The 24,996-nt window shown below is 68.4% G+C and carries 21 protein-coding genes; 14 read left to right on the top strand and 7 right to left on the bottom strand.

The annotated features are described in order from the left end of the window. Positions 1-8: 8 nt before the first annotated feature. The 5 genes from SZ55_RS17700 to fdhA all read left to right on the top strand — a co-directional run bounded on the left by SZ55_RS17700 (position 9) and on the right by fdhA (position 6,329). Positions 9-335, top strand: coding sequence for a sarcosine oxidase subunit delta (locus SZ55_RS17700; RefSeq protein WP_044409140.1), 327 nt, complete (start codon positions 9-11; stop codon positions 333-335). Then, the gene (locus SZ55_RS17695) at positions 332-3,352 is read left to right on the top strand and encodes a sarcosine oxidase subunit alpha (RefSeq protein ID WP_044409137.1); all 3,021 of its coding nucleotides are present in this window, start codon (positions 332-334) and stop codon (positions 3,350-3,352) included. The genes SZ55_RS17700 and SZ55_RS17695 overlap by 4 nt, the downstream gene beginning before the upstream one ends. Then, complete coding sequence (locus SZ55_RS17690) at positions 3,345-3,974, top strand: sarcosine oxidase subunit gamma (RefSeq protein WP_044409134.1); 630 nt, start codon at positions 3,345-3,347, stop codon at positions 3,972-3,974. The genes SZ55_RS17695 and SZ55_RS17690 overlap by 8 nt, the downstream gene beginning before the upstream one ends. Positions 3,975-4,085: 111 nt before the next feature. Beyond that, entirely contained in the window at positions 4,086-4,943 is an 858-nt protein-coding gene (gene purU / locus SZ55_RS17685; RefSeq protein ID WP_044409131.1) for a formyltetrahydrofolate deformylase, read from the top strand. 186 nt (positions 4,944-5,129) lie between these two features. Next, positions 5,130-6,329, top strand: a complete 1,200-nt coding sequence (gene fdhA, locus SZ55_RS17680) for a formaldehyde dehydrogenase, glutathione-independent (RefSeq protein WP_044409128.1) — start codon at positions 5,130-5,132, stop codon at positions 6,327-6,329. Positions 6,330-6,457: 128 nt separating this feature from the next. Here the strand turns inward: fdhA and betT are convergent, their stop codons facing one another. Continuing rightward, on the bottom strand, positions 6,458-8,419 hold the full coding sequence (gene betT / locus SZ55_RS17675; RefSeq protein ID WP_222119543.1) for a choline BCCT transporter BetT: 1,962 nt from the start codon (positions 8,417-8,419) through the stop codon (positions 6,458-6,460). 311 nt (positions 8,420-8,730) lie between these two features. After that, positions 8,731-9,624 (bottom strand): acyltransferase, encoded by an 894-nt coding sequence (locus SZ55_RS17670; RefSeq protein WP_044409125.1) that lies wholly within the window; start codon positions 9,622-9,624, stop codon positions 8,731-8,733. A 178-nt stretch (positions 9,625-9,802) separates the two neighbouring features. Between SZ55_RS17670 and SZ55_RS17665 the strand changes: the two genes are divergently transcribed. From SZ55_RS17665 to creC, 4 genes are all read left to right on the top strand, one after another. After that, on the top strand, positions 9,803-11,056 hold the full coding sequence (locus SZ55_RS17665) for an HD-GYP domain-containing protein (protein ID WP_044409260.1): 1,254 nt from the start codon (positions 9,803-9,805) through the stop codon (positions 11,054-11,056). A gap of 110 nt (positions 11,057-11,166) precedes the next feature. Further along, the gene (gene rloA2, locus SZ55_RS17660; RefSeq protein WP_044409122.1) at positions 11,167-11,685 is read left to right on the top strand and encodes a retropepsin-like aspartic peptidase RloA2; all 519 of its coding nucleotides are present in this window, start codon (positions 11,167-11,169) and stop codon (positions 11,683-11,685) included. Between the two features lie 79 nt (positions 11,686-11,764). Next, positions 11,765-12,457, top strand: coding sequence for a two-component system response regulator CreB (gene creB, locus SZ55_RS17655; protein ID WP_044409119.1), 693 nt, complete (start codon positions 11,765-11,767; stop codon positions 12,455-12,457). A 26-nt stretch (positions 12,458-12,483) separates the two neighbouring features. Next, a complete protein-coding gene (gene creC, locus SZ55_RS17650; protein ID WP_044409116.1) occupies positions 12,484-13,908 on the top strand; it encodes a two-component system sensor histidine kinase CreC in 1,425 nt (474 codons plus the stop codon). Between the two features lie 153 nt (positions 13,909-14,061). On the opposite strand, the gene SZ55_RS17645 is transcribed toward creC, so the two are convergent. Beyond that, a complete protein-coding gene (locus SZ55_RS17645) occupies positions 14,062-14,781 on the bottom strand; it encodes a hypothetical protein (protein ID WP_044409113.1) in 720 nt (239 codons plus the stop codon). Positions 14,782-14,923: 142 nt separating this feature from the next. Here SZ55_RS17645 and SZ55_RS17640 point away from each other — a divergent pair, with 142 nt between their 5' ends. From SZ55_RS17640 to SZ55_RS17625, 5 genes are all read left to right on the top strand, one after another. Continuing rightward, positions 14,924-15,361: a CBS domain-containing protein gene (locus tag SZ55_RS17640; RefSeq protein ID WP_044409110.1), complete on the top strand. Its 438-nt coding sequence runs from the start codon at positions 14,924-14,926 to the stop codon at positions 15,359-15,361. A 190-nt stretch (positions 15,362-15,551) separates the two neighbouring features. Beyond that, positions 15,552-16,919 (top strand): cell envelope integrity protein CreD, encoded by a 1,368-nt coding sequence (gene creD / locus SZ55_RS17635; RefSeq protein WP_044409107.1) that lies wholly within the window; start codon positions 15,552-15,554, stop codon positions 16,917-16,919. A gap of 66 nt (positions 16,920-16,985) precedes the next feature. Further along, positions 16,986-17,327: a hypothetical protein gene (locus tag SZ55_RS17630; RefSeq protein ID WP_044409104.1), complete on the top strand. Its 342-nt coding sequence runs from the start codon at positions 16,986-16,988 to the stop codon at positions 17,325-17,327. Then, positions 17,311-17,469 (top strand): hypothetical protein, encoded by a 159-nt coding sequence (locus SZ55_RS28330; RefSeq protein WP_160298847.1) that lies wholly within the window; start codon positions 17,311-17,313, stop codon positions 17,467-17,469. Before SZ55_RS17630 ends, SZ55_RS28330 begins: the two co-directional genes overlap by 17 nt. A 105-nt stretch (positions 17,470-17,574) precedes the next feature. Next, on the top strand, positions 17,575-19,677 hold the full coding sequence (locus SZ55_RS17625; protein ID WP_044409099.1) for a TonB-dependent receptor: 2,103 nt from the start codon (positions 17,575-17,577) through the stop codon (positions 19,675-19,677). Between the two features lie 345 nt (positions 19,678-20,022). On the opposite strand, the gene SZ55_RS17620 is transcribed toward SZ55_RS17625, so the two are convergent. From SZ55_RS17620 to SZ55_RS17610, 4 genes are all read right to left on the bottom strand, one after another. Beyond that, positions 20,023-20,973 carry a Vgb family protein gene (locus SZ55_RS17620; protein ID WP_044409097.1) on the bottom strand — a complete coding sequence of 317 codons (951 nt, stop codon included), beginning with the start codon at positions 20,971-20,973 and terminating at the stop codon, positions 20,023-20,025. Positions 20,974-21,039: 66 nt separating this feature from the next. Continuing rightward, complete coding sequence (locus SZ55_RS28460; protein ID WP_174244734.1) at positions 21,040-21,204, bottom strand: hypothetical protein; 165 nt, start codon at positions 21,202-21,204, stop codon at positions 21,040-21,042. After that, positions 21,201-22,322, bottom strand: a complete 1,122-nt coding sequence (locus SZ55_RS17615; protein WP_044409094.1) for a PepSY-associated TM helix domain-containing protein — start codon at positions 22,320-22,322, stop codon at positions 21,201-21,203. The genes SZ55_RS28460 and SZ55_RS17615 overlap by 4 nt, the downstream gene beginning before the upstream one ends. Positions 22,323-22,389: 67 nt before the next feature. Continuing rightward, positions 22,390-24,816, bottom strand: a complete 2,427-nt coding sequence (locus SZ55_RS17610; RefSeq protein WP_044409089.1) for a TonB-dependent siderophore receptor — start codon at positions 24,814-24,816, stop codon at positions 22,390-22,392. Between the last annotated feature and the right edge of the window lie 180 nt (positions 24,817-24,996).

Genomic DNA, 24,996 nt, shown 5'->3' with positions numbered 1-24,996 from the left:
GACCCGCCATGCTGCACATCTTCTGTCCCCATTGCGGCGAGCTGCGCTCCGAAGAGGAATTCCACGCCAAGGGCCAGGCGCACATCCCGCGCCCGCTGGACCCGGGCGCCTGCACCGACGAGGAGTGGGGCGACTACATGTTCTTCCGCGACAACCCCCGTGGCCTGCACCACGAGCTGTGGGTCCACGCGGCCGGCTGCCGTCGTTACTTCAACGTCACCCGCCACACCGTGACCTACGAAATCCTCGAAACCTACAAGATCGGTGAGAAGCCCAGCATCACCGAAGCCACCACCGGCGAGAAGAAAGCAGCGCCTGCAGGAGTAACGGCATGAGCCAGGTCAACCGCCTTCCCAAGGGGGGCCGCGTCCAGCGTGGCCAGCCCCTGACTTTCACCTTCAACGGCCAGAACTACCAGGGCTACGCCGGCGACACCCTCGCCTCGGCCCTGCTGGCCAACGGCGTGGACGTCGTCGGTCGCTCCTTCAAGTATTCCCGCCCGCGCGGCATCGTCGCCGCCGGTGCCGAAGAGCCCAATGCCATCCTCCAGCTGGGCTCCACCGAACAGGCCCAGGTGCCGAACATCCGCGCCACCCAGCAGGCCCTGTACGGCGGCCTGGTGGCCAGCAGCACCAATGGCTGGCCGAGCGTCAACACCGACCTGATGGGCATCCTCGGCAAGGTCGGCGGCGGCATGATGCCGCCCGGGTTCTACTACAAGACCTTCATGTACCCGCAGAACCTGTGGCTGACCTACGAGAAGTACATCCGCAAGGCCGCCGGCCTGGGCCGCTCGCCCACCGAAGTGGACCCGGACATCTACGACCACCTCAACCAGCACTGCGACGTGCTGGTGGTCGGTGCCGGCCCCGCCGGCCTGGCTGCCGCCCTGGCGGCCGGCCGTAGCGGCGCCCGCGTGATCCTCGCCGACGAGCAGGAAGAGTTCGGCGGCAGCCTGCTGGACACCCGCGAAACCCTGGACGGCAAGCCCGCCGCCGAATGGGTCGCCAAGGCCCTGGCCGAGCTGGCCAGCCTGCCGGAGGTGACCCTGCTGCCGCGCGCCACGGTGAACGGCTACCACGACCACAACTTCCTCACCATCCACCAGCGCCTCACCGACCACCTGGGTGAAGTCGCCCCCCGTGGGCAGGCGCGCCACCGCGTCCACCGCGTGCGCGCCAAGCGCGTGGTGCTGGCCGCCGGCGCCCACGAGCGGCCGCTGGTGTATGCCAACAACGACGTCCCCGGCAACATGCTGGCCGGTGCCGTCTCCACCTACGTCAACCGCTACGGCGTGGCCCCCGGCCGCGAACTGGTGCTGTCCACCAACAACGACTACGCCTACCGCGTGGTGCTGGACTGGCTGGACGCCGGGCAGAAAGTGGTCGCCGTCGCCGATGCCCGCAGCAATCCGCGCGGCGCCTGGGTCGAGGAGGCCCGCGCCCGTGGCGTGCGCATCCTCACCGGCAGCGCCGTGGTCGAGTGCCGTGGCAGCAAGCGCGTCACCGGTGCCCGCATCTGCGCCATCGACGTCAAGGGCCACCGCGTCACCAGCCCCGGCGAAGTGGTGGACTGCGACCTGATCGTCAGCTCCGGCGGCTACAGCCCCGTGGTGCACCTGGCCTCCCACCTGGGCGGCAAGCCCACCTGGCGTGAAGACATCCTGGCCTTCGTGCCCAGCGAGGGCGGCTTCCAGAAGCGCCTGTGCGCCGGTGCCGTGAACGGCGTCTTCGGCCTCGGCGACGTCCTCGCCGACGGCTACGAGGCCGGTGCCAAGGCCGCTGCCGAAGCCGGCTTCAAGCCGGTGGAAGGCGTCGTGCCCAAGGCCGCCATCCGTCACGAGGAGCCCACCCTGGCGCTGTTCCAGGTGCCCCACGACAAGTCCACCGCCCGTGCGCCGAAGCAGTTCGTCGACCTGCAGAACGACGTCACCGCCGCCGGCATCGAACTGGCCACCCGCGAGGGCTTCGAATCGGTCGAGCACGTCAAGCGCTACACCGCGCTGGGCTTCGGCACCGACCAGGGCAAGCTGGGCAACATCAACGGCCTGGCCATCGCCGCCCGTTCGATGGGCATCAGCGTCGCCGAGATGGGCACCACCATGTTCCGCCCGAACTACACCCCGGTGACCTTCGGCGCCGTGGCCGGGCGTCACTGCGGCCACCTGTTCGATCCCAAGCGCTACACCGCCATGCACAGCTGGCACCTGGCCCAGGGCGCCGAGTTCGAGGACGTCGGCCAGTGGAAGCGCCCCTGGTACTTCCCGAAGAACGGCGAGGACCTGCACGCCGCCGTGGCCCGCGAATGCAAGGCCGTGCGCGAGAGCGTGGGCATCCTCGATGCCTCCACCCTCGGCAAGATCGACATCCAGGGCCCGGACGCCCGTGAGTTCCTCAACCGCGTCTACACCAACGCCTGGACCAAGCTGGACGTGGGCAAGGCCCGCTACGGCCTGATGTGCAAGGAAGACGGCATGGTCTTCGACGACGGCGTCACCGCCTGCGTCGGCGACAACCACTTCATCATGACCACCACCACCGGCGGCGCCGCCCGCGTCATGGAGTGGCTGGAGCTGTACCACCAGACCGAGTGGCCGGAGATGAAGGTGTACTTCACCTCGGTCACCGACCACTGGGCCACCATGACCCTGTCCGGCCCCAACAGCCGCAAGCTGCTGGCCGAGGTCACCGACATCGACCTGGACAAGGACGCCTTCCCCTTCATGAGCTGGAAGGAAGGCAAGGTGGGGGGCGTGCCGGCGCGGGTGTTCCGCATCTCCTTCACCGGCGAGCTGTCCTATGAAGTGAACGTGCAGGCCGACTACGCCCTGGGCGTGTGGAAGCAGCTGATCGAGGCCGGCAAGAAGTACAACCTGACCCCCTACGGCACCGAGACCATGCACGTGCTGCGGGCCGAGAAGGGCTTCATCATCGTCGGCCAGGACACCGACGGCTCGGTCACCCCGGACGACCTGGGCATGGGCTGGTGCGTCGGCCGCAACAAGCCGTTCTCCTGGATCGGCTGGCGCGGCATGAACCGCGAAGACTGCCTGCGCGAGGACCGCAAGCAGCTGGTGGGCCTCAAGCCGCTGGACCCGAACAAGGTCCTGCCGGAAGGCGCGCAGCTGGTGTTCGATCCCAAGCAGTCCATCCCGATGAAGATGGTCGGCCACGTCACCTCCAGCTACATGAGCGCCAGCCTCGGCCATGCCTTCGCCCTGGCCGTGGTCAAGGGCGGCCTCAAGCGCATGGGCGAGCGGGTCTTCGCCCCCCTGGCCGATGGCAGCGTGATCGAAGCCGAAATCTGCAGCTCCGTGTTCTATGACCCGAAAGGGGATCGCCAGAATGTCTAACGTCAACGTCTACGAACAACGCCCGGGCAACATCCAGGGCGAGTCGCCCCTGCACCACGCCGGCCTCGACGAGCTGGCGCGCAAGGGCAAGGCCAGCGCCGGAGTCGTGCTGCGCGAGAAGAAGCTGCTGGGCCACCTGGTGATCCGTGGCGAAGCCAGCGACCCGGCCTTCGCCGGCGGCGTGCACAAGGCCCTGGGCCTGGAGCTGCCGGTGGCGCTGACCCTGGTGGCCAACGGTGACACCTCGCTGCAGTGGCTGGGCCCGGACGAGTGGCTGCTGATCGTCCCTGGTGGCCAGGAGTTCGCCACCGAGCAACGCCTGCGCGAGGCGCTGGACGGCCAGCACATCGCCGTGGTCAACGTCAGCGGCGGCCAGACCCTGCTGGAATTGAGCGGGCCGAAGGTGCGCGAGCTGCTGATGAAGTCCACCTCCTACGACGTGCACCCGAGCAATTTCCCGGTGGGCAAGGCGGTGGGCACCCACTTCGCCAAGGCCACGGCGGTGATCCGCCACACCGGCGAGGACACCTGGGAACTGGTGGTGCGCCGCAGCTTCTCCGACTACCTCTGGCTCTGGCTGCAGGACGCCAGCGCCGAGTACGGGCTGGCGATCAAGGCGTGAGATGGAGGGTGGACGGCACCGTTGCCGTCCACCCGCAGGCCAGCGCAGGTGGAGGGGTGAAGCGTTCTCCCCCCTGCGCCCCCTGACAGCACGGATTACCGAGGCCCCGACATGAGCCGCACCCCCGATACCTGGATCCTCACCGCCCACTGCCCCAGCGTGCTCGGCACGGTGGACGCGGTGACCGGCTACCTGTTCGAGCAGCGCTGCTACGTCACCGAGCACCACTCGTTCGATGACCGGTTGTCCGCGCGCTTCTTCATCCGCGTCGAGTTCCGCCAGCCCGACGGCTTCGACGAGGCCGCCTTCCGTGCCGGCCTGGCCGCCCGCGTGGCACCCTTCGACATGCAGGTGGAGCTGACCCCGCCGGGCTACCGCGCCAAGGTGGTGATCATGGTCTCCAAGGCCGACCACTGCCTGCATGACCTGCTCTACCGCCAGCGCATCGGCCAACTGGCGATGGACGTGATGGCCGTGGTGTCCAACCACCCCGACCTGGAGCCGCTGGCCCGTTGGCACGGCATCCCTTACCACCACTTCCCCCTCGACCCCAACGACAAGCCCGCCCAGGAGCGGCGCGTGCTGCAGGTGATCGAAGACACCGGTGCCGAGCTGGTGGTGCTCGCCCGCTACATGCAGGTGCTGTCGCCCGAGCTGTGCCGGCGCCTGGATGGCTGGGCCATCAACATCCACCACTCCCTGCTGCCCGGTTTCAAGGGCGCCAAGCCCTACCACCAGGCCTACCAGAAGGGGGTCAAGCTGGTGGGTGCCACGGCCCACTACATCAACAACGACCTGGACGAGGGCCCGATCATCACCCAGGGCGTCGAACCGGTGGACCATGCCCACTACCCCGAGGACCTGGTGGCCAAGGGGCGTGACATCGAATGCCTGACCCTGGCCAAGGCGGTGGGCTACCACATCGAGCGCCGCGTGTTCCTCAACGCCAACCGCACCGTGGTGCTCTGAACCAGCAGACGTGGTCGGGCCTCGGCCCGGGCGCGTGCCAGACCCCGGACGTGCGTCCGGCTACAGATTTCGGCAGCCGCCCTGCCAGTTCCACCCGGCGGCTCCGGCAACAGACACAAGCTCCAGTACAAGGCCGCGTGGCCCAGGCCGCGCCTTTGTATCCACAACAACAAAGGAGATTCATGCATGTCTGGTAATCGTGGTGTCGTTTATCTCGGAGCGGGCAAGGTCGAAGTGCAGAAGATCGACTACCCGAAGATGCAGGACCCCCGTGGCAGGAAGATCGAGCACGGCGTGATCCTGAAGGTCGTCTCCACCAACATCTGCGGCTCGGACCAGCACATGGTGCGCGGCCGTACCACCGCCCAGGTCGGCCTGGTGCTCGGCCACGAAATCACCGGCGAGGTGGTGGAGAAGGGCAGCGACGTCGAGAACCTGAAGATCGGTGACCTGGTGTCCGTGCCCTTCAACGTCGCCTGCGGCCGTTGCCGCTCCTGCAAGGAGATGCACACCGGCGTCTGCCTGACCGTCAACCCGGCCCGCGCAGGCGGTGCCTACGGCTACGTCGACATGGGCGACTGGACCGGTGGCCAGGCCGAGTACGTGCTGGTGCCCTACGCCGACTTCAACCTGCTGAAGCTGCCCGAGCGCGACAAGGCGATGGAGAAGATCCGCGACCTGACCTGCCTCTCCGACATCCTGCCCACCGGCTACCACGGCGCCGTCACCGCCGGCGTCGGCCCGGGCTCCACCGTCTACGTGGCCGGTGCCGGCCCGGTGGGCCTCGCCGCTGCCGCCTCCGCCCGCCTGCTGGGCGCGGCCGTGGTCATCGTCGGCGACGTCAACCCGGTGCGCCTGGCCCACGCCAAGGCCGTCGGTTTCGAGATCGCCGACCTGTCCAAGGACACCCCGCTGCACGAGCAGATCGCCGACCTGCTGGGCGAGCCGGAAGTGGATTGCGCCGTCGACGCCGTGGGCTTCGAAGCCCGTGGCCACGGCCATGCCGGTGCCCAACACGAGGCCCCGGCCACCGTGCTCAACTCGCTGATGCAGGTCACCCGCGTGGCCGGCAAGATCGGCATCCCCGGCCTCTACGTCACCGAAGACCCGGGCGCCGTGGACGCCGCCGCCAAGATCGGCAGCCTGAGCATCCGTTTCGGCCTCGGCTGGGCCAAGTCCCACAGCTTCCACACCGGCCAGACCCCGGTGATGAAATACAACCGCCAGCTCATGCAGGCCATCATGTGGGACCGCATCAACATCGCCGAAGTGGTGGGTGTGCAGGTCATCAGCCTGGATGACGCGCCCCGTGGCTACGGCGAGTTCGATGCCGGCGTGCCGAAGAAATTCGTCATCGACCCGCACAAGACCTTCAGCGCCGCCTGAGCCCTGAGCCGCAACCCCTGGTGCTGCGTTCTACCGGCGCAGTACCTGTCCTTCGAGGAGCCATGACGGCTCCTCTTTTTTATGGGCGGCTGACAGGAGGGCGTCCGGGCGTTCGCCCGGGGCTGCGGTCAACGCACCAGGTGCAGGAACTGCAGGTGCCGCTCGTACTGGTCGAGCATGTCGTCGATCACCTGCTGGCGGCTGTAGCCCACCAGGTCGTAGTCCTGGCTGCCCTCGGCCAGGTGCACCTCGGCGCGGTAGTAGCGGCGGTTCTGGCGGTTACGCGCGTCCAGCCCGGCGACGGCGAAGGAGGGCGTGAAGTAGCCGCGCATCACCACCCGGTAGAGGAACGGGTGTTCCTCGCCATGGCCCACTTCCAGGCTCAGGCTGGCGCCGGCCGGATCCATGTGGGTTTCCACCGTCAGGCCACGGGTGCGGAACTGCTCGGCAAGGGCTTCCATGGCCGGTCGCACCTGCTCCTCCATGAAGCGGTACACCTCGTCCCGCGAGGGGAAATGCACCGCCTGGGCCAGGCGCTGGCGCCAGCCGCTGCGGCGCCGGGGCGAGCGCTGGTCCACCGGCGAGGGCGCATGCAGGCGGGCGCGCTGGCGCTGGGACTCCAGGTAGAAGGCCTTGTGCAGCCCCCACATCATCAGCAGCAGGATCAGCGAGAAGGGCAGGGAGGTGAGCACCACCGCCGACTTCAGCGCGTCGATGCTGCCGGCGAACAGCAGGCCGATGGTGATCAGCGCGGTCAGTGCGCCCCAGAACACCCGCAGCCAGCGCGGGCCGTCCTCGTCCACCGCGCCGCCCCGGGAGGAGAGGGTGGACAGCACCACGGTGCCCGAGTCGGCGGAGGTGACGAAGAACACGAAGCTGATGAACACCGTCACGGCGATCACCGCGCGGCTCCAGGGGTAGCTTTCCAGCAGGTGGTAGATGGCCATGGACGGTTCGTTCACCGCCACCGTGGCCAGGTCGCTGGCGCCGCTGAAGGCCTGCTCCAGGGCGCTGTTGCCGAAGATCGACATCCACGCCAGGGTGAAGCCCAGGGGAATGAACAGCACGCCGAAGACGAACTCGCGGATCGTCCGGCCGCGGGAAATCCGCGCGATGAACAGCCCGACGAAGGGCGCCCAGGCGATCCACCAGGCCCAGTAGAACACCGTCCAGTCGCCCAGCCAGCGGGTGCCGCCGTCGTAGGCGTAGAGGTCGAAGCTCTTGGTCGGCAGCGCGCCCAGGTAGTCGCCCAGGTTCTGCACCAGCATGTTCAGCAGGTGCTGGGTGGGCCCGGCGAAGAGCACGAACAGCAGCAGCGAGCAGGCCAGCAGCATGTTGACGTCGGACATCACCCGCACGCCCTTCTCCACGCCGCTGACGGCGACGATCACGGCGGCGCCCATCATCAGCACGATCAGCGCCACCTGCACCCACTGGTCGTGGGGGATGCCGAACAGGTAGTCCAGGCCGGCATTGAGGTGCAGCACGCCGAAGCCCATGTCGGCACCCAGGCCGAACACCGTGGCGATGATGCCGAAGGCGTCCACGGTATAGCCGATGGGGCCGTTGATGCGCTTGCCGATCAGCGGGTACAGCGCCGAACGCAGCGCCAGCGGCAGGTTGTGGCGGTAGGCGAAGTAGGCCAGGGCCATGGCCACCAGGGCGAACACGCCCCAGCCGTGCAGGCCCCAGTGCAGGAACAGCAGCTGCATGGCCTGGCGCGCGGCTTCGCTGCCACCGGCCTCGCCCTTGGGCGGCTGGGCGAAGTGGGTCAGCGGCTCCGACACGCAGAAGAAGAACAGGGTGATGCTGATGCCGGCGGCGAACAGCATGCCGGCCCAGGACAGGTAGCTGAACTCGGGCTCGTCGTGGTCGGCACCGAGCTTGATCCGGCCATAGCCGGACAGCGCGGTGACCACCACGAAGACCAGGTACAGCGTCATCGCCAGCAGGTAGTACCAGCCGACGCTGCCAGAGGCCCAGGCCTGGGCGCGGGCGAGCCATTCACCGGCCTGTTCGGCGAACAGGGTGGCGGCCAGGCCGAAGATGAGGACGAAGGCCGCCGAGCCGATCAGCACCGGGGCGTTCATGCGCAGGGACGGGGTGGAAGCTTGGGTCGAGGTGTTCACAGGGTTCCCCCTGCGTGGGTGGTCGAGGGTGTCGGCAAGCGGCATCTCCTTTAACGCGGATTCGGGCATTCGGGTGAGAGTGCGGGAGCGGGGACGGGGTTCCTTTTAAATTGATCGGGCGTTCAATATAAACACGCTAAAGCGCGTCAACGCCAATGGCGGCGCGCTCTACAGCCATTTCAGACAGGGCTTCAGGCCGGGTGGTACGGGGGCTGCGACGCTTCGTCGGAAAGCGCAGCGGGGCGGGCCGGGCGGGCGCCCGGCCGCGAGGGTCAGCCGTGCAGTTCGCTGCGCAACTGGTGGATGCGGGCGTCCTTCTCGGACCACAGGCGGCTCACCCAGTCCTGCAGGTGCTGGCGGAACACCGGGTCGTTCTCGTAGTCGCCCTGCCAGAGGGACGGGTCGAGGTCGCGGGTCTGGATGTCGACGATCACCCACGGCACCTGGCCCGACACCAGGGCCCAGAAGCCCGGCACCTGCTGGCCGGGGTAGATCAGCGTGACGTCGAGGATCGCATCCAGCTGCTCACCCAGGGTCGCCAGCACGAAGGCCACACCGCCCGCCTTGGGCTTGAGCAGGTAGCGGTAAGGGGAGCCCTGCTGGGCCTGCTTGGCGGGGGTGAAGCGGGTGCCTTCCAGGTAGTTCACCACGGTGACCGGCAGGCGCTTGAACTTCTCGCAGGCGGCCTTGGTGATCTCCAGGTCCTTGCCCTTCATTTCCGGGTGCTTCGCCAGGAAGGCCTTGGAGTAGCGCTTCATGAAGGGGTAGTCCAGCGCCCAGAACGCCAGGCCGATGAAGGGCACCCAGATCAGCTCCTGCTTGAGGAAGAACTTGAAGTAGGGCGCCTTGCGGTTGAAGGCCTGCACCAGCGCGGGGATGTCCACCCAGGACTGGTGGTTGGACACCACCAGGTAGGAGGTATCGTTGCGCAGGCCTTCGCCGCCGCGAATGTCCCAGCGGGTGGGGGTGAGCAGGGCGAAGATGCGCTTGCAGTTCTCCGCCCAGGCCTCGGCGATGCCCATCACCGCGCGGGAGCAGGCGTCCTTGAGGGCCTGGCCGGGGAGCACCAGCTTGAGCAGGGCGATCAGCAACATCGGGCCGATCAGGGCCAGGGTGTTGATCAGCACGAGGAGGATGGTGGTGATACCGGTCAGCAGCGCCCTCATGGGTCCATGGCTCCTTGGCCTGTGGGTGGCGTTGCCATGATACGCAGGCGTGAACGGCTGCCAAGACACTCATCCCCTTCCTCAGCTAAAGTCAGGCGAAGCGGCTGTTCCGGCCATTGACCATCAGGCATCATCGCCGTCGTTCCTGTTTTCTCGTGTGTTTCCATCGGTGCCCATCGTGTTGAAGAAGATCGCTGTGTCGGACCTGCGTCCGGGCATGTACGTTCAGGAACTCTGCGGCTCATGGATGGACCACCCCTTCTGGAAGAGCAGCTTCCTGCTGAAGTCCCAGAAGGACCTGGCGCGAATCCTCGACAGCGCCGTCACCGAAGTCTGGATCGACACCTCCAAGGGCATCGACCTCGCCCCTGACCAGGCCGCTGCCCAGGTCACGGCCGAGCAGGCCAACGAAGAGGCCGACGCCCAGCTGCTGGCCGCCAACCACCCCGACAGCGCCGCCGCGCGCCCCGTCAGCCTGGAGGACGAGGTGGCCCGGGCCGTGGCGCTGTGCGAGCGCTCCCGCGCCGCCGTCATGGACATGTTCAAGGACGCCCGGCTCGGCCAGGTGGTGGAGCTGAGCCAGGCCGACGGGCTGGTGGAGGAAATCTCCGCCTCGGTGCTGCGCCACCCCAACGCCCTCATCAGCCTCGCGCGGCTGAAGAACTCCGACGAATACACCTACATGCACTCGGTGGCCGTCTGCGCCCTGATGATCGCCCTGGCCCGCCAGCTCGGCCTGCCCGAGCCCCAGGTGCGCGAGGCCGGGCTCGCCGGGCTGCTCCACGACATCGGCAAGATGGCCGTGCCCAACGCCGTGCTGAACAAGCCCGGCAAGCTCACCGACAGCGAGTTCGCCACCATGCGCGGCCACCCCATGGCCGGCGCGCGCATCCTGCTGGAGAGCCATCAGGTCAGCGCGCTGGTGCTGGACGTGTGCCTGCACCACCACGAGAAGTTCGACGGCAGCGGCTACCCCCATCACCTGGCCGGCGAGCAGATCAGCCTGCTGGCGCGGATGGGCGCGGTGTGCGACGTGTACGACGCCATCACCTCCGACCGCCCCTACAAGAAGGGCTGGGACCCGGCCGAATCCCTGCACAAGATGGCCGAGTGGACCAAGGGCCACTTCGACCCCAAGGTCTTCCAGGCCTTCGTCAAATGCGTCGGCATCTACCCCACCGGCTCCCTGGTGCGCCTGGAGAGCGGGCGCCTCGGCGTGGTGCTGGAGCAGGGCAGTGGCTCCCTGCTGATGCCCAAAGTGCGGGTGTTCTTCTCCGCCCGCTCCAAGGTGCCGATCCCCCAGGAGGTGATCGACCTCGCCACCATGCAGGGCCGCGACCGCATCGTCGCCCGCGAATCCCCCGAGGACTGGGGCTTCCGCAACCTCGAGGAACTCTGGGGCGGGGTGCGCCTGAAGAAGGTGGGCGGGTAGACTGCGCGGCACCGCCGAACCAAAGGCCCGTCGTGCCGGTCCCAGAACCTGCCGGCGCACGTGCCCCGTCGACAGAACCGCCCACCGCGCCCCACGCCGAGGAGACCGACTTGAAACCCTTGCTCGCCCTGCTGACCCTGCTCGCCCTGCCGGTATTCGCTGCCGAGGAGCCTGACCTCTACGGCCGCTACGAATACATCCGCCTGCCCGAGATCGGCCAGACCCTCAAGGCCAAGATGGACACCGGCGCCCTCACCGCCTCCCTCTCGGCCAAGGACATCGAACGCTTCAAGCGCGACGGCGAGGAGTGGGTGCGCTTCCGCCTGGCCACCAAGGACGCCGACGACACCCTCTACGAACACCGCCTGGCGCGCATCAGCAAGATCAAGACCCGCGCCGAGGAAACCGGCGATGAAGAGGACGACGAGCGCGAGAAGGCCGACCCGTCCAAGCGCCCGGTCATCGAACTGGAAATGTGCCTGGGCGATACCAAGCGCACCGTCGAGGTCAACCTCACCGACCGCAGCAGCTTCAACTACCCGCTGCTGATCGGCGCCAAGGCGCTGCGCGAATTCCGCGCCGCCATCTACCCCGGCCGCAAGTACACCGCCGGCAAGCCGCAGTGCTGAACCGTCGGCCCGGGCGGGATTGACGCCGCCCGGGCCCGACGGCACCCTGCCGGCTTTCCCGCCGCCTCGCACGGACGCCATGCCCAGCATCCTCATCGTCGAAGACGAAGCCGCCATTGCCGACACCCTCGTCTACGCCCTGCAATCCGAAGGCTTCACCGTCACCTGGCTCAGCCTGGCGGGCGAGGCCCTGGAGCGCCTGGCCCACGAGCCCTTCGACCTGGTCATCCTCGACGTCGGCCTGCCCGACATCAGCGGCTTCGAGGCCTGCCGCCGGCTGCGGCGCTTCTCCGAAGTGCCGGTGATCTTCCTCACCGCCCGCGATGCCGAGATCGACCGCGTGGTGGGCCTGGAGATCGGCGCCGACGACTACGTGGTCAAGCCCTTCAGCCCCCGCGAAGTGGCCGCCCGGGTCCGCGCCATCCTCAAACGCATGGCCCCGCGCGAGCCGGCCCCGGCCGCCCCCGCAGCTCCTGCTGGTGACGGCCCCTTCCAGGTGGACCTGGAGCGCTTCCGCATCCACTACCACGGCCAGTTGCTGGCCCTGACCCGCCACGAATTCCGCCTGCTGCAGCACCTGCTCGGCCAGCCGGAGCGCGTGTTCAGCCGCGAGCAGCTGCTCGACGCCCTCGGCGTGGCCAGCGACGCCGGCTACGAGCGCAGCATCGACAGCCACATCAAGAGCCTGCGCGCCAAGCTGCGCCAGGTCGCCGATGCCGAGCCGATCCAGACCCACCGCGGGCTCGGCTACAGCTACGACCCCCGCGCCTGAGCCCGCCCGCGCCCCGAGGACCTGCCATGCCACTGGGCATCCGAATCTTCCTGGTCTACTTCCTCTTCGTCGGCCTGGCCGGTTACTTCGTGCTCAGCACCGTGATGGACGAGATCCGCCCCGGTGTGCGCCAGTCCACCGAGGAAACCCTGGTGGACACCGCCAACCTGCTGGCCGAGATCCTCCGCGACCCGGTGCGCGACGGCACCCTCACCCAGAGCAACCTGCCCGAGCTGCTCAAGGCCTACGGCAAGCGCCAGCCCGGCGCCGAGATCTGGGGCGTGCGCAAGACCGAGGTCAACCACCGCATCTACGTCACCGACGGCACCGGCCGCGTCCTGCTGGACTCCACCGGCCAGGCCGTGGGCCAGGACTACTCCGGCTGGAACGACGTCCTGCTGACCCTGCGCGGCCAGTACGGCGCCCGTTCCACCCGTGAAGACCCGGCCGACCCCGACTCCTCGGTGATGTACGTGGCGGCGCCGATCCGTGCCGACGGGAAGATCATCGGCGTGGTCTCGGTGGCCAAGCCCAACCGCTCGCTGCAGCCCTACATCTACCGCTCCCAGGTGCGCCTGGCCTGGCTCGGCGCCGGCCTCATCGTCCTCGGGCTACTGATCGGCGGCCTGCTCTCCTGGTGGCTCAGCGGCTCCCTGCGGCGCCTGACCCGCTATGCCCAGGCCGTCAGCGAAGGGCAACGGGCCGAACTGCCCAGCCTCAGCGGCGGCGAACTGACCCAGCTGGCCCGCGCCGTGGAGCGCATGCGCACCGAGCTGGAGGGCAAGGCCTACGTCGAGCGCTACGTGCACACCCTGACCCATGAACTGAAGAGCCCCCTGGCGGCCATCCGGGGTGCCGCCGAACTGCTGGAGGGCGACATGCCCGCCGAACAGCGGCAGCGCTTCGTCGCCAACATCGCCGGCGAGGGCGCGCGCCTGCAGCAACTCATCGAGCGCCTGCTGTACCTGGCCCAGGTCGAGCAGCGCCAGGGCCTGGAGGAGCGCGTCAGCGTGCCGGTGGCGCCGATGGTGGATGAGCTGGTGCAGGCCCAGGCGGCGCGCATCGAATCGGCCGGCCTGCGCGTCGACGACGCCATCGGCGACGACGTGGAGGTGAAGGGGGAGCGCTTCCTGCTGCGCCAGGCCCTGGCCAACCTGCTGGACAACGCCCTGGACTTCACGCCCCCCGGCGGCCTCATCCGCTTCGCTGCCGAGCGCGAGGGCAGCCACTGGACGCTGTGCCTGTTCAACCAGGGCGACGCCATCCCCGACTACGCCTTGGCCCGCCTCACCGAGCGCTTCTACTCCCTGCCGCGCCCCGGCAGCGGGCGCAAGAGCACCGGCCTCGGCCTCAACTTCGTGCAGGAAGTGGCCAACCTGCACGGCGGCGCCCTGCGGGTGGAAAACCGCGACGGCGGCGTCGAAGTCCGCCTGCGGCTGCCCGCTGCCTGAACGTCTGCGCACCATTTCGGTGCAAATATCCGGCCCCGCTCGGTGGGTCGATGGAGCGCGACCCACCCTACGACCGCGCGTAGGGGGTGGCGCTTTCCCATCCACCGACGGAGCTGGGGCGTAGCCCGGGCTTCAGCCCGGGAGGGGAGGTTTCTACTGGGACGCCGCCGGGCTCTTCGCGTACTTCGCCAGCACGCCCTGCCAGAACGCCGGGAAGCCCTCGCTGAAGCGGGTGAACGCGGCTTTTTCGGCACGGTTCCTCGACTCGGCCACGGCGTCTTCGGTGGACCAGGTGCTGGCGCGCTGTTCCTCCTGGGCGGTGGCCTCGGTCGAGCCGTAGATGTAGCCGCTGCGCACATCCACCAGGATGCCGGCCACGGTACTGGTGACATGGGCCTGGTGATTGGGCAGGAAGCCCAGCGACACCGCCGTCAGCGGGCCCAGCGGGGTGCTGTCGACATAGAACTGGGTGTCCACCGTGTAGACCAGCAGCAGGTCCGAACGCATGTGGGCGGCCGGGAGGCGCAGGTCCTTGAGGCTCTTCATGTCATTGGGCACCAGCAAGCGGCTCAGGGGCGCGGCCTGGCTGATCAGGGGTTGTCCAGCGATGCGCGCCAGGTCCGCGTCGGACTCGATGTCGCGGGTCTGCACCACCTCGAATCCGTCCCGGTAGAGGCTGGCCACGCGGACGATGCTTAGTTGGGCCGGGAAGGGGCTGGCAGGTTTCTTGCTGAACAGTTCCTCGATGTCGGCGTCATCGATGCCGGCCAGGGAAACGCCGTGGTCGGGCGTGACGAAGCTTTTGCTGGAGCAACCGCCGAGCATGAGCAGCGACAGGGCGGCGAGGGCGAAGAGGGTCTTGCGAGGGGGCATGGAATCTCCATTTCCGAACGGCCGGGAGGGCCGACTGGCGGCGATTCTGCCGCCCTTTGCGGGCGCCCACAATTGACTATTCTCAGTTCGCCGCCGTGATGGAACGCGGTGCACACGACCACGAGAAAACCGGGAGCAGCCGATGAAGACCGTTGCCGAAATACTGCGGGGCAAAGCCCACACGACGATCTACCGCGTGGACCCCACCACCACCGTGCTGGAAGCGGCCGAGCTGATGGCCGAGAAGGGCATCGGCGCCGTGCTGGTGATGGAGCGCGACGAACTGGTGGGCATCGTCACCGAGCGCGACTACGTGCGCCGGGTGGCCGCCAAGGACCGCTCCTCCTACGGCACCGAGGTGCAGGAGATCATGACCTCCAACCTCTACGTGGTCGGCCCGAAGGACAGCAACCAGTTCTGCATGCAGCTGATGACCGAGAAGAACCTGCGCCACCTGCCGGTGCTGGATGAAGGCAAGGTGATCGGCCTACTGTCGATCCGCGACCTGGTGCGCGACATCACCGCCGAGCAGGAAAGCCTGATCCAGCACCTGGAGCAGTACATCCGCGGGTCGTGCTGACCGCCCTGCTCCCGTAGGGTGGGCTTCAGCCCACCGCCAGCCAACGTTCCGCTCAGGGTGATCGGCCGGCGGGATCGCGCAGCGATACCGGCTCTTCACCCAATTCCCACACAAACTCCACATTCCCCCCATAGCCCCACCCCAGGCGCGCTCCAGACTTTCCCCATCGAACACATGAGGAGAGTCCGAGATGACCCGAACCCTGGGCTTCAAGCTGGGCGCCATCGCCCTGCTGATCCTGCTGCTGCTGATCCCACTGCTGATGATCGACGGCCTGATCGACGAGCGTCAGATGGCCCGCGACAGCGTGCAGGCCAACATCGCGCAGAGTTCCAGCTACGCCCAGCAGGTGACCGGCCCGCTGCTGGTGGTGCCGTTCCGCCGCACTGTGCGCGAGTGGAAGACCCACGAGAAGACCGGCCAGCGCTACCTGGACGAGCGCGAGCAGCGCGGCCGGCTGTTCTTCCTGCCCGAGCGCTTCCACCTGCAGGGCGACGTCGATACCCAGTTGCTGACCCGTGGCATCTACCAGGCCCGGCTGTACAAGAGCGACAGCCGCATCAGCGGTGAGTTCGCCGTGCCGGCGCATTTCGGCATCGAGGAAGGGCTGGAGGACTACCAGTTCGAGACCCCGTTCCTGGCGGTGGGCATCAGCGACATCCGTGGCATCAACAACGCCCTCAAGCTGGAACTGAACGGCCGCAGCCTGGACTTCCAGCCCGGCAGCGGCGACCCGATCCTGGCCAGCGGCGTACATGTACCGCTGCCCCACCTGGCCAGCGGCGAGGCCCAGACCCTCAACTACGGCTTCACCCTCAACCTGCAGGGCACCGAATCGCTGCACATCACCCCGGTGGGGCGTGACAGCCAGGTGGAGCTGAAGTCGCCCTGGCCGCACCCCAGCTTCGTCGGCGAGTTCCTCCCCGCCGAGCGCGAGGTGCGCGAGGACGGCTTCACCGCCCGCTGGCAGACCAGCTTCTTCGCCACCGACCTGCAGCAGGCCCTGGCCGACTGCGCCTATGAGGACCGCTGCCAGGCCTTCAACAGCCGGGTGTTCGGGGTCAGCTTCGTCGACCCGGTGGACCAGTACCTGAAGAGCGACCGCGCCATCAAGTACGCCCTGCTGTTCATCTGCCTGACCTTCGCCGGCTTCTTCCTGGTGGAAGTGCTCAAGCGCATCAACGTCCACCCCGTGCAGTACGGCCTGGTGGGCCTGGCCCTGGCGTTCTTCTACCTGCTGCTGCTGTCGCTCTCCGAGCACCTGGCGTTCGGCCTGGCCTATGCGCTTTCCGCCTCGGCCTGCGTGCTGCTGGTGGGCATCTACGTCAGCAGCGTGCTGCACAGCTGGGTGCGCGGTGGCGGCTTCACCGCCGGCCTCGCCGCGCTGTACGGGATGCTCTACGGCCTGCTCAGCGCCGAGGACTACGCCCTGCTGATGGGCTCGCTGCTGGTGTTCGGCCTGCTGGCCTGCGTGATGGTGCTGACCCGCAAGCTCGACTGGTACGCCGTTGGCCGCCCCGTCGCCCCGTTCCAGGCCCAAACCCCAGCCCAGGCCTGAGCCCAGGCAGATCCCCAACCCCCGGCGCGGCACCCCGCCGCGCCGCCTACTGAAGGAAGACCCACCATGCGCGCACTGTTCCAGTTCTCCGCCTGCTTCGCCCTCGGGCTGGTGATCTCGGTGTTCATCCTCGGCGGCCTGATGTTCGCCAACGGCTTCGGCGTCATCGAGATCTGGCTGCTGACCGGCAAGCCCCTGGCCAGCCTGGCCCTCACCGTCATCCCGGACGGCTTCTGGCACGCCCTCACCGGCGTGATGGAGGCCCGCACCAACCCCACCGTCAACTCCTTCCTGCAGATGTGCGCCGCGCTGGCCCAGGTCGCACTGGTGCTGGGCTACGGGCTGTTCCGCTTCTGGTACCGCCGCGATGACGACGAAGAGGAGGCCTGCGATGGGACCGCTCACTGAGGAACGCCGGCAGGCCCGGCTGCTCGCCGCACGCATCGCCCTGCATTTCCCCGGCTACCAGGTGGCTCCGGAAGGCGTGACCGGGGTGCGGCAGCCGGCCCGGCGGCAAAGGGGCGAGCCGCAGCCCCAGCCGGGCAGGTGAAGGTGCGATGTGTCGGGATTGTAGGGAATCGGTATCAGATGGCTATCAATATCAAATGCAAATAAATATCATCTGCGCCCTTTCCCTACGATCCGGACGCCGATCATGCACCACCCCGCCCATCCCTCCACCCTTTCCCGCATTGCCCTGGGCCTGGCCGCCACCCTGATGGCACCGCTGGCCCTCGCAGGCGGCGCCTCCACCGACCTGCCGGCCATCGAAGTGGAGGGCAAGGGCAGCCAGGACACCCGCACCCGCGAGGTCTCCACCGCCACCCGCACCGCCACGCCGGTACGCTACGTGCCCCAGGCCATCGACTCGGTACGTACCCAGGACGCCCTCAACTACGGCGCCACCCGCATCGGCCAGGTGCTCAGCGGCCTGCCCAACGTCAGCGACGCCAGCGACACCCGCTTCGACGGCCTGCGCATCCGTGGCTTCGACGCCAGCAACGACTTCTACCTCGACGGCCTGCGCGACGACAGCCAGTACACCCGCGACCTGCACAACATCGAACGCATCGACGTGCTCAAGGGCCCGGCCGCCGTGCTCTACGGGCGTGGCAGCCAGGGTGGCCTGGTCAACCGCATCAGCAAGCAGCCCCAGGCCGGCCTCGGCTCCTCCATCGAGGCGCAGCTGGGCAGCCAGGACTACCGCAGCCTGTACGCCGACCTCAGCGCCGACGCCAGCGACGACATCGCCCTGCGCCTGAACCTCGGCGAGCAGGACGCCAACAGCTTCCGCAAGGGCATCGACTCCAGCCGGCAGCTGTTCGCCCCGGCCATGAGCTGGCAGCTCAGCCCCGACCTCAACTGGCTGGTGCAGTACGAGTACAGCCGCCACAACCGCACCCCGGACCGTGGCATCCCCGGCCTCAACGGCCGTCCCGCCGACGTCGGCCGCGACACCACCTACGGCGACCCGCAGCGCGACTACATCGACGACAAGGCCCAGTCCCTGCGCTCGCGCCTCACCTACGACCTCAGCCCCGACTGGCAACTGCGCCAGACCCTCGGGCTGTTCATGCTCGACAGCCGCTTCGACAACACCTACGTCACCAGCGTCAACGCCACCGCCCGCACCGTCGGCCGCGCCCGCTGGCAGCAGGACCTGACCACCCGCAACCTGTTCAACAGCGTCGAGCTGGAAGGGCTGGTGATGACCGGCGACATCGAGCACCGCCTGCTCACCGGCGTCGAACTGGGCAGCCAGCAGCGCAACCCGAAGCTCTACACCAACGCCACCGGCGCGGCCAACGCCGTGCCGGCCCTCGGCATCTTCGACCCCGACACCGGCCGCCAGCACACCGGCCGCATGGTCGCCAGCAGCGACGCCCAGCACCACATCGACAGCCGCGCGCTCTACCTGCAGGACCAGGTGCGCCTGGACGAGCACTGGCAGGTGCTGCTCGGCGTGCGCTACGACCACTTCGAGGTGGACTCCGAGAACCGCCTCAACGGCCGCCGCGAACGCCGCGTGGACGACAGCCTCAGCCCCCGCGTCGGGCTGGTCTGGACGCCCGTGCCGGAGCATTCCTTCTACGCCTCGTTCAGCAAGAGCTACGCCCCGGTGGGGGGCGGGCTGATCGGCATCACCGCCGGCGCAGCGGGCAACACCAACGCCCTCGACCCGGAACTGACCCGGCAGAAGGAAGTGGGGGTGAAGAGCGACTGGCTCGACGACCGCCTCAGCACCACCTTCGCGCTGTACGAGATCGAGCTGTACAACCGCCGCACCAGCGACCCGAACAACCCCGGCAACGTGCTGCTTTCCGGCCTGCAGCGCTCCCGGGGCGCCGAGCTGACCGCCACCGGGCGGCTGTACGGCAACTGGGTGGTACGCGGCGGCATCGGCCTGCAGGACGCCACCATCGTCAAGGACAACAACGGCTTCGAAGGCAAGCGCATCGGCAACGTCGCCAAGCGCAACGGCAGCCTGTTCATCGGCTGGCAGCCCGAGCAGGGCTTCTACGGCGAGACCGGAGTGACCCTGGTGGGCGACCGCTACGCCGACAACGCCAACACCGTGGTCCTGCCCGGCTACGGCCGCTGGGATGCGCTGCTGGGCTACCGGGTCGAGCACTGGGACCTGCACGCCGCCCTCACCAACCTGACCGACAAGACCTACTACAGCACCGCCACCAGTGCCGTGCAGATCATGCCCGGCGACCCCCGCACCCTGATGACCACCCTGGCGTACCGGTTCTGATGCGCCCGGTGCCCAGGTCCCCGGACTGAAGTCCGGGCTACGAAAAGCGCTGGGGCCGAGCGTGGGGTGGATGGGACGCCATCCACCCCACGCCCCGACGTGATGCGGTTCGTGGCCTCACCGCATCCTACGAAGGCCGTAGCCGCTCAAGACGAGCCGTAGGGTGGATCGCGCTTCACCGATCCACCATCCTTGGCGGTGCCGAGGCGCCCATGGTGGCTGGAAAACACTCCGCACGAGGCCGCGATGTGCCGTTTTGTGGGAGCGAATTCATTCGCGATGGGGCCTGGATCATCGGCACCGTTCCCGGGCTGAGGCCCGGGCTACGGGTCGCACCGTGCGCGCTCATTCCTTGATCACCACCAGCCGGTCGCGGTTGGATTCGGCGCCCCAGACTTCGCCGATGCGTCCGGCCAGGTGCAGGACGTGGGCGTCGGCCTGGTCGCTGGGGAAGCGGGTGAAGCGCTGGCTGAAGGGGTTGAAGCGTAGGATGGCGTTGCTGCGGAAGTCGCTCAGCCAGAGCCGGTCCTGCTCGTCGACGTACAGCGCATGGGCCTCGGCGTCGGCGCTGGGCAGCGCCCAGTGGGTCCAGGCCTTGGCCAGGGGGTCGTAGCGGCTGAGCTGGCCGCTGCCGCGCTCGCTGACCCACAGGGTGCCCTTGGCATCGCTCCAGATCCGCTGCGGGCCTTCGCCGCCGCCGGGGCTGTCGATCACCTCGGCTTCGCCGCTGACGCGGTCGATGCGGGCGATGTGGCGGCCGTCGCGGCTGGCGTACCAGACCTCGCCGTTGGGCGTGACGGTGATGCCGTAGGGGCCGGCGCCGCGCGGAGCGGGCCAGGTCTTCAGGTCACCGTTGCGTGGGTCGAGGCGGCCGTAGAAGCCGTTCTGGCCGGTGAACCAGAGCAACCCGTCCCGATCGAAGGCAGCGGCCACCAGCCCGGCGTCGCCGAGCTGGCCGGGCAGCGGATAGCGCTTGAGCGTGGGGCCGGTGGGGTCGACTCGCACCAGGGCGTTGAGGCCGGCATCGGTGATCCAGGCTGCGCCGTCCTCGGCCACCACCACGCCTCGGGGGCTGGAGCCGGCGCCGAGGGCCATGGGCTGGCTCTGCCCGGTGAGCGGGTCCAGCAGCCCCACCAGGCCCAGGGCGGGGGCGGTGTACCAGACCCGGCCGTCGGTGGCCGGGGCCACGTCACGGGGGGCGCTGCCCGGCGGCAGCGGGTAGTAGTGGACCTCGGCGGCGAAGCCGGGCAGGGCGAGCAGGGTGGCGATCAGGCCGACGGCCAGGGCGCGAATCATGGCGACCTCCAGTCAGGAACATCTCCCTATGGACGCCTGCCCGCGCCGAGGGTTCGCCCGCCCGGCTCAGCGGCGCCGCAGGAAGGGCCGCACGCCGAGTGCGACCGGGATGCCCAGGCCGACCCAGGCCAGGGCGTCCCAGATGCCGTCACCGAGCAGGGCGCCCACCAGGCCGATGGCGGTCAGCGCGGCCAGCATGGCGGGCACGGCGAAGGTGCGCGTCAGGTTCATGCCGTGGCCTCCCGCCGGCGTGCCGGGGCGCGTCGGCGTGCCCACCACAGGTAGAGCCCGCTGCCGAGGACGATGAGGGTCAACACATCGAGCGCCGCCCATAGCAGTTGCATGGGCCGGCCGCCGTAGTCGCCAAAGTGCAGCGGCTGGGACATGGCCAGGGCGTCCATGTACCAGGGGCGCTCGCCGACCGCCGTTACCTCCAGGGTGCGCGCGTCGATCAGCACCGGCGTCCACAGGTGCGAGGTGAGGTGGCTGCTGCCTTTCATGAACACCGAATAGTGGTGCTCGCTGGAGAAGCGCGTGCCGGGGAAGGCGATGAAGTCCGCCGTCATGCCCGGCGTCGCCTTCGCGGCGATCTCCAGCAGGCGCGTGGCCGGGGCCCGGTCGGTGAGTGGCGGGGCGTCGCGGTAGGGCTCGACCATGGCGGCCAGGCTCTCGTTGCGCCAGGCGGCGATCACCAGGTCGGCGCAGGCGCTGATCACCCCGGTGACGCCCACCACCAGGGCCCAGGTGAGGGTGACGATGCCGATCAGGTTGTGCAGGTCCAGCCAGCGGGTGCGGGGGGAGCGGTCGCGGCGCACGGTGCCGAACTCCAGGCGACGCATGAAGGGTGCGTAGAGCACCACGCCGGAGACGATCGCCACCACGAACAACAGGCCCATGAAGGCCAGCAGCAGCTTGCCCGGCAGCCCGGCGAACATATCCACGTGCAGGCGCAGCATCGTCATCATGAAGCCGCCGTTGGCCGAAGGCATGGCCACCGGCTCGCCGCTGCGGCCGTCGAGCATGAAGGTGTGGGAGGCGTTGGGTTCGGTGCCGGCGGTGGCGGCGGTGATGGCCACCACGCCGTTGGGCTCGTCGTCCTCCCAGCCGAGGTACTGCACCACCTCGCCGGGGCGGTGGGCTTCGGCGGCTCGCACCAGTTGCTGCAGGTCGAGGCGCGGCGCATCCGCCGGCATCTCGCGCAGCACCGGGGCGTCGCCCAGCAGGTGGTCGATCTCGTGGTGGAAGATCAGCGGCAGGCCGGTCAGTGCCAGGAGCAGCAGGAAGGCCGTGCAGATCAGGCTGGTCCAGGTGTGGACGAAGGACCAGCGGCGGAGGGTGGTGGTTTTCATGATCCGTCCGGAATCCCGAGGCCGCCCGGCGGGCGGCCTCGGTGGTGCGTGGCGTGGGGCGAGGGGCTCACCACCGGTAGGTGGCGCTGGCGACGACGCTGCGCTCGTCACCGTAGTAGCAGTAGTAGCCGTCGCAGGTGGAGAGGTAGTCCTTGTCCAGCAGGTTGGTGGCGTTGAGCGCCAGCGACGCGCCGTTCAGGCTGCTGTCCAGGCGCCCGAGGTCGTAGTGCACGGCGGCATCGAACACGGTGTAGGACTTGGCGAAGCCGAGCTCGCTGTTGGCCTGGTCGCCGAAGGTGTTGCCGGTGTAGCGGGCGCCTGCTGCGATGCCGAAGCCGTCGAGCACGCCGTTGTGCCAGGTGTAGTCGGCCCACAGCGAGGCCTGGCGGTTGGGCATCAGTTGCAGGCGCTTGCCCTTGTACTCGCCGTCCTGCACTTCGGATTTCGCCTGGGTGTAGGAGGCGATCAGCTTCAGGCTGTCGGTGACGTTGCCCACGGCTTCCAGCTCCAGGCCCCTGACCTTCACTTCGCCGTCCTGGCTGGTGACCGGCGTGCCGTTGATGCGGTTGGTGACCGAGACGTTCTGCTGCGTCAGGTCGTAGACGGCGGCGCTCAGCAGGATGTCGCTGCCGGGCGGCTGGTACTTCACGCCCAGTTCCCACTGCTTGCCTTCGGTGGGCTTGAACGAGTCGGTCGGCGAGGCGGTGGCGTTGCTGGTGGGCTGGAAGGACTCGGCGTAGGACAGGTACGGCGTGAAGCCGGAGTCGAACACGTAGCTGAGGGCGGCGTTGCCGCTGAAGGCCTTGTCGCGCTCGGTGTTGGTGGCATCGCCCTGGTTGAGGAAGGTGGTGCCGGTGTGCACCCAGTCCTCGCGGCCGCCGAGGGTCAGGCGCCATTGGTCGAGGGCCATCTGGTCCTGGACGTAGAGGCCGGTCTGGACGGTCTTCTGGTTGTAGTCGTAGTACGCCAGCGAGCGTGGCGGGCGGACGATGGGCTGGCCGTGCACCGGATTGTTGACGTTGATGTCCGGCGGGGCGTAGCCGTTGAAGGCGGTGCCGAAGACCGACATGTAGTCGGTTTCGATGCGCTGGTGGTCGAGGCCGAGCAGCAGGGTGTGGTCGATTTCGCCAGTGCTGAAGTCGGCCTGGAAGTTGTTGTCCACCGCGAACTGGCTGATGGCCTCATCGGTGTTGGTGCTGTTGCGACCGACGTTGCCATTGGCGTCGACCACGTAGCCGGAACCGGCGAGCGAGGGGATGTAGCTGTTGACGGTGACGGTCTGGAACGACAGCTCGGACTTGGTGTAGCGCAGGTTCTGGCGGAACTGCCAGACGTCGTTGAGGCGATGCTCGAAGGCGTAGCCCAGCGCGTAGTAGGTGCGGTCGTAGAAGTCGTAGTCCGGATCGCCCAGGTTCTTGTGGTGGGAGATCTTGCCGAAGGGCATGTCGATCTTGGTGCCCTGGATCGGCCGGAACTGGCTGGTGGTGCCGGTATCGTCGCGGGTGAACTGCGAGAGCAGGGTCAGCGTGGTGTCGGGGTCGATGTTCCAGGTCAGGCTGGGGGCGAGGTTGTAGCGCTTGTTGTCGACGTGGTCGATCTGCGTGCCGCTGTCGCGCACCACGCCGCTCAGGCCGTAGAGGAACTGGCCCTGGTCGTCGATCTGGCCGGTGCTGGCGAAGTTGATCTGGCGGTGGTTGTCGCTGCCGTACTGCACCTCGATTTCATAGCGGGTCTCGGCGCTCGGGCGACGGCTGACCATGTCCAGCAGGCCACCGGGCGGCGTCTGGCCGTACACGGAGGAGGCCGGGCCACGCAGCAGGGCCAGGCGGTCCAGGTTCCAGGTTTCCGGCTTCGGGTTGGCGTACACGCCACGGGGCAACGGCAGGCCGTCGAGGAAGTGGGTCGGCTCGAAGCCGCGTACGCGCATCCAGTCGTAGCGGGTGTCGCTACCGAAGCTGCTGGAGACGATGCCCGGCATGTACTTCACCGCGTCGTCGAGGCTGTGGACGCTGCGCGCCTGCATCTGCTCGCGGGTGGCGACGGAGATCGAGCGCGGAACCTCGGCCAGGGCGGTGTCGGTCTTGGTGCCGGCGGCGGTGCGCTGGGCCAGGTAGCCGGTGGTGGGGCCCCAGGCGCTTTCGCTGGCGACGGCGCCGTCGATGTTGGTGCTCGGCAGGACCATGGCGTCTTGCGGCAGCGCGGCCAGGCTGTAGCTGCCGCCGTTCTGCACCAGTTGCAGGCCACTGCCGTTCAGCGCGGCATTCAGTGCGTCGACCGGTGAGTACTCGCCCTGCACGGGCTGCGCCGTCTTGCCGGTGGTCAGGCCCGGATCGATGCTGAGGACGATGCCGGCCTCGCTGGCGATGCGGTTCAGGGTACTGGCCAGGGGCGCGGCGGGCAGCCGGTATTGCTGGGTATCGGCGCTGGCGTGAGGCGCCAGGCTGCCCAGGAGGATGGCGCCTGCGAGCAGGCTGGGGCGGAAGGCAAACGTCATTGCGAGCGACTCCTGATAGGAAATAAGTCTCAATGACTCCTTGCCGAGCCAGGATGGAAAAGTGATAGGGGCTGTGAAAAAAAATTGGGCGCCGCACGGCGACCGCCCCCGGGCTGAAGCGCGGGCTATGGGGGCGGGGGCGTCCGGTGGGCGGGCACTACGCGGGTCCACCAGCCGGTG

The sequence above is a fragment of the Pseudomonas sp. FeS53a genome, assembly GCF_000931385.1.
GTDB lineage: Bacteria > Pseudomonadota > Gammaproteobacteria > Pseudomonadales > Pseudomonadaceae > Metapseudomonas > Metapseudomonas otitidis.
The sequence above is the reverse complement of the archived record's forward strand: the minus strand, read 5'-3'. Positions and strand labels throughout refer to the sequence as shown.